The organism is Nocardiopsis protaetiae (assembly GCF_045446735.1).
GTDB classification, from domain to species: Bacteria; Actinomycetota; Actinomycetes; order Streptosporangiales; family Streptosporangiaceae; genus Nocardiopsis; species Nocardiopsis protaetiae.
Genome location: NZ_JBJJBV010000210.1, coordinates 1 through 12,058, shown reverse-complemented (window position 1 = coordinate 12,058; position 12,058 = coordinate 1). Strand labels below are relative to the sequence as shown.

9 protein-coding genes are annotated in these 12,058 nt (G+C 74.8%); 3 read left to right on the top strand and 6 right to left on the bottom strand.

Annotated features, from left to right (window positions below; genetic code table 11):
* Positions 1-7: 7 nt before the first annotated feature.
* The 4 genes from ACJOT3_RS25785 to ACJOT3_RS25770 are packed head-to-tail and all read right to left on the bottom strand — an operon-like array spanning position 8 to position 2,307.
* Complete coding sequence (locus tag ACJOT3_RS25785; RefSeq protein ID WP_406975695.1) at positions 8-979, bottom strand: hypothetical protein; 972 nt, start codon at positions 977-979, stop codon at positions 8-10.
* A gap of 9 nt (positions 980-988) precedes the next feature.
* Positions 989-1,351 carry a hypothetical protein gene (locus tag ACJOT3_RS25780; protein WP_406975694.1) on the bottom strand — a complete coding sequence of 121 codons (363 nt, stop codon included), beginning with the start codon at positions 1,349-1,351 and terminating at the stop codon, positions 989-991.
* Entirely contained in the window at positions 1,348-1,764 is a 417-nt protein-coding gene (locus ACJOT3_RS25775; protein ID WP_406975693.1) for a hypothetical protein, read from the bottom strand. The genes ACJOT3_RS25780 and ACJOT3_RS25775 overlap by 4 nt, the downstream gene beginning before the upstream one ends.
* A 30-nt stretch (positions 1,765-1,794) precedes the next feature.
* Positions 1,795-2,307 carry a hypothetical protein gene (locus tag ACJOT3_RS25770; RefSeq protein ID WP_406975692.1) on the bottom strand — a complete coding sequence of 171 codons (513 nt, stop codon included), beginning with the start codon at positions 2,305-2,307 and terminating at the stop codon, positions 1,795-1,797.
* 200 nt (positions 2,308-2,507) lie between these two features.
* Between ACJOT3_RS25770 and ACJOT3_RS25765 the strand changes: the two genes are divergently transcribed.
* Entirely contained in the window at positions 2,508-3,494 is a 987-nt protein-coding gene (locus ACJOT3_RS25765; RefSeq protein WP_406975696.1) for a LacI family DNA-binding transcriptional regulator, read from the top strand.
* Positions 3,495-3,724: 230 nt separating this feature from the next.
* Entirely contained in the window at positions 3,725-5,935 is a 2,211-nt protein-coding gene (locus ACJOT3_RS25760; RefSeq protein WP_406975691.1) for a TIM-barrel domain-containing protein, read from the top strand.
* A gap of 493 nt (positions 5,936-6,428) precedes the next feature.
* Here ACJOT3_RS25760 and xylA read toward each other — a convergent pair whose 3' ends face one another.
* On the bottom strand, positions 6,429-7,586 hold the full coding sequence (xylA, locus tag ACJOT3_RS25755) for a xylose isomerase (RefSeq protein ID WP_406975690.1): 1,158 nt from the start codon (positions 7,584-7,586) through the stop codon (positions 6,429-6,431).
* Between the two features lie 46 nt (positions 7,587-7,632).
* Positions 7,633-9,666 (bottom strand): beta-galactosidase, encoded by a 2,034-nt coding sequence (locus ACJOT3_RS25750; RefSeq protein ID WP_406975689.1) that lies wholly within the window; start codon positions 9,664-9,666, stop codon positions 7,633-7,635.
* An 84-nt stretch (positions 9,667-9,750) separates the two neighbouring features.
* Here ACJOT3_RS25750 and ACJOT3_RS25745 point away from each other — a divergent pair, with 84 nt between their 5' ends.
* Entirely contained in the window at positions 9,751-11,988 is a 2,238-nt protein-coding gene (locus ACJOT3_RS25745) for a glycosyl hydrolase family 95 catalytic domain-containing protein (protein ID WP_406975688.1), read from the top strand.
* The last annotated feature ends 70 nt before the right edge of the window (positions 11,989-12,058 follow it).

Here is a 12,058-nt window from a genome sequence, read left to right as displayed (position 1 = left end):
GGGCGGGTCAGTCGCCGCCGCCCCCGCCGCCGCTGTCTCCTCCGCCACCGGAGTCCCCGCCGCCCCAGCCACCGCCGGAGTCGCTTCCGCCCCAGCCGCCACCGGAGGAGTCACCGCCGCCGAACAGGCCGCCCCAGAACCCGCCGCCCGTGGATCCCGAGGAGGCGGGAGGGCTCTGGGAGTCCTGGGACCCGTGGGCTCCCTGGGGACCCGAGGGCGCGGCGCCGGGGTCGCCCGGTCGGCCGTCCGCGGGCGGGGCATCGTGGGACCCCTGGAAAGGCGCGGCGTCCGGGCCGCCGGTCCGGCCGTAGGCGTGCGGGGCGCCGTAGGAGCCCTGGGAGGGCGCGGCGCCGGGGTCGCCCGGCTGGCCGTCCGCGGGCGGGGCATCGTGGGACCCCTGGAAAGGCGCTGCGTCCGGGCCGCCTGCCCGGCCGTAGCCGTGCGGGGCGCCGTAGGCGGGGGCCGCGCCGGGGTCGCCCGGCTGCCCATAGGCGTGCGGGGCCTCGGGGGCGCCGCCCGCGGCGGGCCGGTTCCCGTGGTCGTCGTCGCGGTGCCTGGGGTCGTAGTAGCCGTGGTGGTACACGGGCTCGGCGCCCCCGTGGCCACGGTACCCCCCGTACCCGCCGCGGGCCGGGCCCCGGCGGGCGGCGGCGCGGCCGCGCCACAGCGCCAGGACCAGCATCAGCACGGCGACGGAGTACAGCAGCCCGGTGAGCAGGGTCAGGACCAGGCTGATGGCCTGGTACGCCATGAGGGCCTCGGGCATCGAGCCGATGAACACCGCCCAGAGCACCTGGCCCAGACCGGTGAGCAGGGCCCCGGCCAGCAGCAGCACGGCCGCTGTGCGCACCGGCCCGGGTGCGGCTCCGCGACCGGCGCGGGCCAGGGCGATGATCGCGATCACGGCCGGCGGCAGCGCGTAGATCAGCAGGTTCATCAGGACGGGGAAGAGGAGCTGGGTTTGGGGCATGTCGGTCACGTCTCTCTCCTAGCGACCGGGGGTCGGGTGGGGGCCCGGCTGCGGTGCCCGCGTCGCGGCGAGCACCAGGGCCAGGAGGCCGCCGGCGAACACGAAGACGCTCACACCGGACAGCAGCCCCAGCACACTGCTGTAGGCGCCGGGCGACATCGACATGTCCGCCATCATGGCCGGGGCGAGCATCAGGACCGTATGGGACAGGGCGCCCAGGATCCCGGACACCAGGACCAGGATCCCGCCGGTGGCCGCCGCGCCCTTGCGGCCGGGGCCCAGGCCGGAGGCCGCGGCCAGTGCGGCGATGCCCAGCACGACGCGGACGATGTCGAACAGCAGTTGCAGGACGAACGGGACGACGTTCGAGAACTGGATCATCGGGGTCCCTCCGGGGAAGGGGCGGCGTGCGGGGGCCACTGCCCCTGCGGCGCCGCGGCGGGGGTGGGGGTCGGGCCCTGGGGCCCGTCGTTGAACTTGCGGGCGCTCAGCACCGCGACCAGCAGCAGGATCAGGCCGCCCGCCGCCAGCGCGCCGCCGCCGAGGGTGACCGTCTCGAAGAGGCCCGGGCGGACGGGGTAGATGCCGAAGTCGTTCAGGGGGTCGGGCAGCAGGAAGAACTTGAGGTACACCGTCCAGCCGGTCGCGACCAGCCCCGAGAGGATCAGCAGGACGCCGCCCGCGGCGGCCGCGCCCTTGCCGGAGGGGGCGCCGAAGGAGCGGATCAGGGCGATGGCGCCGACCACGATGGGCGGCAGGCAGCCGAACAGGAAGGTGGAGATGAGGCCGATCATGTCCGTGTTCTCTCCGGGTCTCGGGGGCGGTCAGCGGGGGGTGTGCGGGGGACGCGGTCCGGGGTGACCGGGTCCGGGCTGCCGGGGCCCGCCGTATCCGGGGCCGCCGTGCCCCGGCCCGCCCTGCGGTCCCGGCCGCCGCGGACCCGCCTGGGGCGCGCCCTGGTGGGCGCCGTGCGGAGCCCCGTAGGCCGCGTGAGTGGGAGCCCCCGCCGGCACCGCACGCGGACGCGGTCGGCGGCGGGTCGCCGCCAGGGCCACGAGCAGCAGGCCGGCCGCCCAGAAGAAGTCCGCGACCCCCCGGATCACACCGAGCACGATGTTCCCGGTCCGCCCGCCGTTCAGCGCGCTCACCGCCTCGTAGATCGACGCGTTCCCGAACATCAGCACCAGGACCAGCCCGGAGCCCACCAGCAGCAGGCCGCCGCCGATGGAGGTGAGCGCCCGCCTTCCGTGGGGGGCCGTGAACCCGATGACCAGGGCGGCCAGACTCAGGACCAGCGAGAGCAAGGGAAAGACGAGGAAGAGTGGATTGACGCCCACGGGTTTCCTTCCGAAGCGGGGTGGGGGAGCGGTCGCGAGGCCGGGGCGGTGTTCCCCGTGACCTGGTAGACGTCCGATCCACCGCCCTGGTTTCACATGAGGAGGGGTCTCCACTCTGGTGCCCGGACCGGGCATTGCGCCAGGGTGGTGTCGTGCGTAACATCTCATCGAATCGCTTCGACGACGGACGGGACGGCACCGTGCGGATCTCCGATGTGGCCCGGCACGCCGGTGTGTCGCCCAGCACGGTCTCCTATGTCCTGAGCGGGAAACGCTCGATCTCCGAGACCACCCGCCGCCGGGTGCTCGACAGCATCGACGCCCTGGGCTACCGCCCGCACGCGGGCGCCCGCTCCCTGGCCAGCCGCCGCAGCAACGTGCTGGCCCTGGTCGTCCCCCTGCGCGAGGACGTCCACGTCCCCGTCGCGATGCGGTTCGCGGTCTCGGTGGTCACCGCCGCCCGCGCCCACGACCACGACGTCCTCCTGCTCACCCAGGGCGAGGGCCCGGCGGGCCTGCACCGGGTGGCCGGCAGCGCCATGGTGGACGGGGTCGTCGTCATGGACGTGGAGACCGACGACGCCCGCGTCCCCGTGCTGCGCTCCCTGGACCTGCCCTCGGTCCTCATCGGCGTCCCGGCCGACACCGAGGGGCTGGTCTGCGTCGACCTGGACTTCGCGGCGGCGGGCGCCGCCTGCGTGCACCACCTGGCCGACCTGGGGCATCGGAACATCGCCTTCGTCGGCCAGCCCGCGTCGGTGTACGAACGCCGCACCGGGTTCGCCGAGCGCACCCTGGCCGGGTTCGAGGCGGCCGCCCGCGAACGCGGTGTGCGGGCCACCTTCCACCCCTGCGACCCGGCCGGGGCCCGGGAGGTGGCGGCCGGGCTGGTCCGGACCCGGCCGCTGCTCAGCGGCCTCATCGTCCACAACGAGGCCTCGCTCGCCCCGCTGCTGGACGCCTTCGCCGAACACGGCCGGGTGCCGCCGCGGCTCTCGGTGGTGGCCCTGGGGTCGCTGCCGCCGGAGGTGCCGGACCTGACCCGGGTGGAGCTGCCCGCCGAGGAACTGGGCGCCCGCGCGGTGTCCCTGCTGATGGACCGGATAGATGATCCGGATCGGGCCGAGGTCACCCTGCTGGAACCACGGATCATCCCGGGCGCGAGCACGGCCCCACCAAGCGGATAACTTATCCGGGCGCGAGCGCGGACCCGCTGACCGGATAACTTATCCGGATACGAGAACGGCCCCGACAAGCGGATGGCTCATCCGCTTGCGGATCGCCGGGCCGCCGGGTCGATCGCCTGCCGCTCCGCCGCATCCGTTATCGAAGCGCTTCGACTATCAGGTGCACACCCACCCACCGATCGTGACCGCGCCGACCGCGCGGTCCCACCCCCCGACCGGAAGGACGAGACATGTTCAACGAGATCGAGGACGGCGTCGAGTGGCGGGGCGGCCACCAGGTCGTCCGGGTCCGTGCCTGGGGCGCCGACGGCCTGCGCGTCCAGGCCGGGCTGTCCGTCCTGCGCGACGACCTCCCCGGAGCCCTCGACCATCCCCCCGCCACAGCAGCCACTTCTAGCCCCGCAGTCGCATCTGCCACCGCCGTCACCGGCGACGCCACCGCCCCCGCGGCCTCTGCCACCGCATCCGCCACCTCCTCCGCGGGCATGCCACCCGCCTCTGCCTCCACGGACGCAATATCCGCCACCAACGTCACCGGTGACGCCGCCGCCCCTGCTTCCCCTGCTCTCGACGCACCCACCACTGGCACCTCCGCCCCCACCGCCCCCGGCCCGCGGCTGACCCTGGACGGGGACCGGGCGGTGCTGGTCAACGGCGCGATCGCCGCCGAGATCGACGCCGACGGGATGCTCTGCTTCCTGCGCGTCGAGGACGGGACCCCCGCGGAGGAGCTGCTCGCCGAGGAGCGCGCCCACTTCTGGTGGCCGGGCCCGCGTGTCTACTCCTCCACCGGCAACGGCTACTACCGGATCGAGCAGCGGTTCCGGGCCTACGACGGCGAGCGCCTGTACGGCCTGGGCCAGCACACCCACGGCCTGTTCGACCACAAGGGCGCGGTGGTCGACCTGGTGCAGCGCAACGCGGAGGTCACCGTCCCCTTCGTCGTCTCCTCCCGCGGCTACGGCCTGCTGTGGAACAGCCCGGCGATCGGCCGCGTGGAGTTCGCCGCCAACGGCACCCGGTGGGCGGCCGACAGCGCCCGCCAGATCGACTACTGGATCACGGCCTCCCCCGAACCGGCGGCCATCCTGGAACGCTACGCCGACGCCACCGGGCACGCCCCGATGCTGCCGGAGTTCGCCTCGGGGTTCTGGCAGTGCAAGCTGCGCTACCGCACCCAGGAGGAGCTGCTGGAGGTCGCCCGCGGCTACCGCGACCGGGGCCTGCCGCTGTCGGTCATCGTCGCGGACTTCTTCCACTGGACCCACCTGGGCGACTGGCGGTTCGACCCGGCTGAGTGGCCCGACCCCGAGGCGATGGTCAAGGAGCTGCGGGAGATGGGGGTGGAGCTGATGGTGTCCGTGTGGCCGTCGGTGAGCCCGCTCAGCGAGAACTACGCGCCGATGCTGGCGGCCGGCCACCTGGTCGCCACCGAGCAGGGCCCGCCGGTGCACGCCGACTGGGCCGACAAGGGCGTGGACGCCCACGTGCAGGTCTCCTTCTACGACCCCACCAAGCCGGAGGCCCGCGCCTACCTGTGGGAGCGGATCCGCGAGAACTACCACTCCCTCGGCATCCGGGTGTGGTGGCTGGACGCCTGCGAGCCCGAGCTCAAGCCCGGCCACCCCGGCAACCTGCGCTACCACGCGGGCCCGGGGGCCGAGGTCGGCAACCTCTACCCGCGCGAGCACGCCCGCGCCTTCCACGAGGGGATGCTCGCCGCGGGCGAGGACGAGGTCATCACCCTGTGCCGCTCGGCCTGGGCGGGCTCCCAGCGGTACGGGGCGGCCCTGTGGTCGGGGGACATCGCCCCGACCTTCGCGTCCCTGCGCTCCCAGGTCCGCGCCGGGCTGAACGTGGCGATGTCGGGGATCCCCTGGTGGACCACGGACGTCGGCGGTTTCCACGGCGGCGACCACGACGACCCGGAGTACCGGGAGCTGCTGGTGCGGTGGTTCCAGTACGGGGTGTTCTGCCCCCTCCTGCGCCTGCACGGGTACCGGGAGCCCTTCGCGCACGCCCTGTACCCGGAGATGACGGGCGGCCCCAACGAGGTGTGGTCCTACGGCGAGGAGGTGTACGGGCGGCTGCGGGAGCTGCTGCTCCTGCGCGAGCGGCTGCGCCCCTACGTCATGGAGCAGATGCGCGTCGCCCACGAACGCGGGCTGCCGCCGATGCGCCCGCTGTTCGTGGACCACCCCGGCGACCCGCGCGCCTGGGAGGAGGGCGACGCCTTCCTGTTCGGCCCGGACCTGCTGGTCGCCCCGGTCACCGAGTACGGCGCCCGCTCGCGCCGGGTGTACCTGCCGCGGGGCGCGGACTGGACGGACCCGTGGACCGGCGAGACGCACCCGGGCGGTGCGGAGATCGTCCTGGACGCCCCGCTGGACCGGGTCCCGGTGCTGGTCAGGAAGGGTGCCGAGGTGCCGATCGTGGCGTGAGCACCGCCACAGGGGCCGCCCCAGGAATTTCCCCGGGGGGTCCCTGGTTGCACCCGATGCGGGACGGTGCGGTAGCAAGTGTCCCCCGGGCTCCACTCGAAGCCTTCACGGAATACCGCGCCTTCGGGCGGTCTCGGAGCCGTGTTGTGCACCACGCCGTGAGGCGACCGCCGCACCGCCCCGCATGAACGGGGGACGGCCCCGCCGGGTACCACCCGGCGGGGCCGTCGTCGTTCCCGGACCCCGGTAAGCACCCGGGAACGCGTATGGGCGCACGACCCGTTCGGCGCCCGCCGCGGTCGGCGGCACGCCCGGGGACGGCCCACGTTCATGTGCCGACGCGCCCCGCGGCAGGTCCGCCCACGGCGAGCGGCCGGCCCTCCGGGGGCGGTTCACACGCGCCGGTCGGCGCGCACCCCGCGGCAGCGCCCGTCCGAGGTCGGCGGCCGGCCACGCGGCCCCCATGGTCCCGCGCCCGGTCCCGGCGTCGGCCTCAGCGCACGCCCAGCAGGTGCTCCAGGGCGAGCTGGTCCAGCCGCTCGAAGTGGTAGCCGCGCCCGCCGGCCGCGTCCGCGTCGAACTCCTCGGCCAGCAGGTCGGCCAGGCTCTCGCCCGCGCCCAGCGTGGACACCGACAGCTCCGGCACCCGCGACGCCTCCAGGGCCTGCCGCACCTCGGGGTCGGCGCGGAACGCGGCGGCCTTCTCCTTGAGGATCAGGTAGTTGCGCATGCACGCCTCGGCGGACACCCACACCCCGCTCATGTCCTCGGTGCGCGGCGGCTTGAAGTCGAAGTGCAGCGGCCCGGCGTACCCGGCGCTCTCCAGCAGGTCGACCAGGAAGAACGCCTCCTTCACGTCGCCCGCCCCGAACCGCAGGTCCTGGTCGTACTTGACCCCGCGCTGCCCGTTGAGGTCGATGTGGAACAGCTTGCCCGCCCACAGGGCCTGGGCGACCCCGTGCGCGAAGTTCAGCCCGGCCATCTGCTCGTGCCCGACCTCCGGGTTGACCCCCACCATCTCGGGGTGCTCCAGCGAGTTGATGAACGCCAGCGCGTGCCCCACGGTCGGCAGCAGCACGTCGCCGCGCGGCTCGTTGGGCTTGGGCTCGATGGCGAACCGCAGGTCGTAGCCCTGTTCGCGCACGTACCCGCAGAGGATGTCGAACGCCTCGCGCAGCCGGTCCAGCGCGGCGGCGTCGTTCTTGCCCGCCTCGGTCTCGGCGCCGTCCTGGCCGCCCCAGCACACGTAGGTGGTGGCGCCCAGGGACGCCGCCAGGTCGATGTTGCGGACGACCTTGCGGATGGCGTGGCGGCGCACGTCGCGGCTGTTGGAGGTGAACCCGCCGTCGCGGAACACCGGGTGGGTGAACAGGTTGGTGGTGACCATGGGCACGGCCAGCCCGGTCTCGTCCAGGGCGCCCCGGAACCGCTTGAGGATCCCCTCGCGCTCGGCGGCGCCGCTGCCGGGCGGGATCAGGTCGTCGTCGTGGAACGTGATGCCGTACGCGCCCAGCTCCGCCAGCTTGTGCACCGCGTCGACGGGGTCGAGTTCGGGCCGCACGGCGTCGCCGAAGGTGTTGACGCCGCGCCAGCCCACGGTCCACAGCCCGAAGGTGAACCTGTCCTCGGGCGTCGGTCGGTACGCGGTCATGGGAAGCCTCCTGGGGTCGGGAACCCCAGTTTGTCTAGACTCCCAACTAATTGTCAACGGGGTGACCGCGCAACACCGCCACACCCCCTCCGGGCAGCTGCATCCCCTCGGCCGACGCCTTGGACACCAGGTCCACCGCGCCCGCGCCCAGCCCCAGCCGGGCCGGGTCGATCCGCACCGGCCGGTGCCCGTGGTTGGTGAGGAACACCCACGCGCCCCGCGGCCCCACCCGGCGCACCACGTCCAGGCCCTCCTCGGGGAAGGAGCCCTGCCCGGCGGCCTCCGTGATCACCCGGCCCAGCCCCCGGTCGTTGAGGTGCGCGGACACGTACCAGGCCTCACCGGCCCCGTACCGGCGCCGCGTCACCGCGGGCAGCCCGTCCAGCACCCCGCCCGCGTAGGGCGCCACCGTCTCGGCGCCCTCCAGGTGCACGTGTTCGCTCCACAGGGTGACCTCCTCGCGGACCATCCCCACGTCCACCCCGGCCTTCTCGCCCTCGGCCATCGGGTGGAACTCCTCCACCCGCACCCCCAACAGGTCGCGCAGCATGCCGGGGTGGCCGCCGGTGCGCACCGTCCCGGTGGGGTCGGCGACACCGCTCAGGTAGGTGACCACCAGCGTTCCGCCGTACTCGGTGTACCGGGCCAGGCGCTCGGCGCAGCGTTCGGACAGCAGGTACAGGGACGGGACCACCAGCAGCGGAACCCGCGGCAGCTCCCGGTCCGGGCGCACGAAGTCCACCGTGCGCCCCGACCTCCACAGCACCCGGTGCACCTGGCGCACCGCCTCCAGGTAGTCGACCCGGTCCGACGGCAGGGTGGTGGCCTGCATCGCCCACCAGCTCTCCGGGTCCCAGGCGACGGCCGCGTCGGCGACCACGTCCGCCCCGGCCGTCTCGGCGATGCGCCCCAGCACGTCGCCGAGCTCGCACACCTCCCGGAAGATCCGCGAGTCCGGCCCGGCGTGCGGCACCATGCCCGAGTACCACTGCTCGGCGCCGCCCCGCGAGGCCCGCCACTGGAAGAACATCGCCCCCTGCGAGCCCCGGGCCACGTGCGCCAGGCTGTGCCGGGCGATCTCCCCGGGCGCCTTGGGCCGGATGACCCCCTTCTCGTACACCACCCCGGCGGCCTGCTCCATCAGCAGCCACGGGCGGCCGCCCCCGGGCACCCGGTCCGCCCAGGAGCGGGCCAGGTCGCCCGCGAACGCCGTCTGCTCGTCCCCGACCTCCCCCGCCCGGCTCGGGTAGTCGTCCACCGACACCAGGTCCACGTGCTCGGCCCACCGCCACGGGTCCACCGGCACCCAGTCGCCGAACGCCAGATTGGTGGTGACCGGGACGTCCGGGGAGGCCGCCCGCAGCACGTCCCGCTGGTCCAGGAAGTGGTCGAGCATCTCGTCCGACAGGAACCGGCGGAAGTCCAGCACGTGCGCCGGGTTGGCCAGGTACCGGGTGGACCGCGGCGGCAGCACCTCGTCCCAGGAGCCGTACCGCTGGCCCCAGAACTCGGTGGTCCACGCCCGGTTCAGCGCGTCCAGGGTGTCGTGGCGGCGGCGCAGCCAGTCCCGGAACGCGCGGGCGCCGTGCTCGGAGTAGGTCCACGTCCCGTACTCGTTGTGCACGTGCCACATCGCCAGCGCCGGGTGGTGGGCGTAGCGCCCGGCCAGCGCCCGCACGATCCGCACCGACGCCCGCCGGTACTCGGGGGAGCACACGTCGTAGGTGTCGCGGCTGCCGTGGGTGAGCCGCACCCCGTCGGCGTTCACGGGCAGGGCGTCGGGGTGGGCCAGCGAGAACCACGGCGGCGGAGACGCGGTGGGGGTGGCCAGCGCCACCTGCACGCCCGCCCCGTGCAGCCGGTCCAGCACCCGGTCCAGCCACGCGAAGTCGTACTCGCCCTCGCGCGGCTCCAGCCGCGACCACGCGAACACCCCGACGGTGACCAGGTTGACGCCCGCCCGGCGCATGAGGTCGACGTCCTCGGCGGCGGTCTCCTCCGGCCACTGCTCGGGGTTGTGGTCGCCACCGAACCACAACTGCCGGAGGGGCGGGGTATGCGGCGGGGTCTGGGCGGCCATGTGGGGGACTCCTTAGGTTGGGCGGACGAACGAAGTATGGCGACAACCCTCCGCCCTTGGCACCCCCCACCTCCCGGGAGCGACATGTCCCACGCCCGAACGCCGCGCCCGCGCGGCGTCCGCACCCGCCACCCGGTGTCCTCCTGGGAGGACGCCCTGGTCACCGGCAACGGGCGGGTCGGCGCGCTGGTCCACTCCACCGCCGGTCTCGTCCGCCTCACCCTGGGGCACGAACGCCTCTTCCTGCCCGCCGCCGACGCCCTGCCCGCCCCGGAGACCGCGCGTGTCCTGCCGGAGCTGCGCGCCCTGCTGCTCGCGGGCCGCTCCCGGGAGGCGGCCGAACGCGTCGCCGCGTTCGCCGCCGCCGAGGACCCCGGCTACGCCGGGACACGCTGGATCGACCCGCTGGTCCCGGCGGCCGTGCTCACCTTCGCCCCCCGCGCGCCCGCCCCGGGCGACCCGCTGCGGGAGTGCGACTTCGCCACCGGCGTGGTCACCGAGACCCTGCCGGACGGGACCCGCCACCGCGCCGTGGCCTCCCGGGCCACCGGCACGGTGGCCGTGGAACTGGTCCGGCCCGCCGGCCTGCACGGAACCCTGCGCCTGGCCCTGCCGCCGGGATCGCCGGAGCCGCCGGTGCGGCTCGCCGCCGAAGTCACGGCGGCCCCGGACCGGCTGCGCCTGCACGTCCGCTTCCCGGACCGTCCCCCCGGCGCCCCGCCCGCCGCCCCCACCGGCTACACGGTCGAGTGCGTCCTCACCGCCACCGGCGGCACCCTCCGCCCCGCCCCCGACGCCCTCCACCTGCACGGCGTCCGACGCCTGGAGATCGTCGTCCGCGTCACCGTCGACCTCCCCGCCGCCCCGCCCGAGGAAGCCGCGGCGCACCGTGCGGCCTCGCACCGGGACCTCATGGACCGGTTCCGGATCGACCTGGACGGGGCGCCCGGCGAGGGGACCACCCCGACGCACCTGGCCCGGCTGGTGGACGCCGGGCGGTACGCGATCGTGTCGAGCAGCGGCGGGCTGCCGCCCACCCTCCAGGGGGTGTGGAGCGGCACCTACGACCCGCCCTGGCGGTCCGGGTACACCTTCGACGGCAACCTGTTCTCGGCCGTGGCCGCCCTGCACGCCACCGGCACCCCCGAGCTCATGCTCCCCGTGTTCGACCTGCTGGAGGGCATGCTCGGCGACCTGCGCGAGAACGCCCGCCGCCTGTACGGCTGCCGGGGCGTCCTGGTGCCCGCGCACGCCTCCACCTCCGGGCGCCACCAGCACTTCGGCCCGGTGTGGTGCCTGACCTGCTGGACCGCCGGGGCCGCCTGGGCGGGGCGGCTGTACTGGGACCACTACGCCCACACCCGCGACCGGGACTTCCTGCGCGACCGGGCACTGCCGTTCCTCACCGAGGCGGCCCTGTTCCACGAGGACTTCCTCACCGCCGACGGGTTCGTCCCCTCGTACTCGCCGGAGAACACCCCCGCCGACGCCGACGGCCAGGCCTGCGTCAACGCCACCATGGACGTCGCCGCCGTCCGCGACCTGTGCCGCAACCTCATGCGCGCGCACCGGGCCCTGGGCCGGCCGGGCGGGCGGCGGTGGGCGGCCCTGGCCGCCCGGCTGCCCGCCTACCGGGTCGCGCCCGGCGGCGAGCTCGCCGAGTGGGCGGGCCCCGCCGGGCCGCTGGAGCAGGCCGAGCACCACGCCCACCGGCACGCCTCCCACCTGTACCCGCTCTGGTACGAGCCGGACCCGGCCTTCGCCGCGCCCCGCCTGCGCGCGGCGGCCGCGGCGGCGGTGCGCGCCCGCCTGGACTGGTGGCGGGGCGAGGAGTCCGACGAGATGGCGTTCGGGCTGGTCCAGCTCGGCCTGGCGGCGGCCCGCCTGGGGGAGGCGGCGCGGGCGCACGCGGCGCTGGGGATGCTGGCCTCCCGTTACTGGCGGCCCACCCTGACCCCCACCCACAACCGGGGAGAGCTGTTCAACGTGGACATCGGCGGCGGCCTGCCCGCGGTCGTCGCCGCGATGCTGCTGGGCTCCACCGAGGGCCGCGCCGACCTGCTGCCCGCCCTGCCGGGGACGTGGACCGCGGGCCGGGTGGCCGGGCTGCGCGGCCGGGGCGGGCTCATCGTCGACGTCCTGGAGTGGGAGCGGGGCCGGGCGCACGCCCGGCTGCGGTCGGTGGAGCCCCGGAGCGTGGTGGTCGCGTTCCCCGACGGGACCCGGCGCCGAGTGGACTGCGATCCCCGGCAGGCCATTTCCCTGCGATTTCAGACTTTTCTCCATGACCAGAGTCGAAGCGCTTCGAAAAAGTTCCCCTGACCCCTCTTGCCGCGCCCCCGAAGCGTATTCACACTGATCGGGAATTGGCGCCCTCCCGGGACCCGGAATC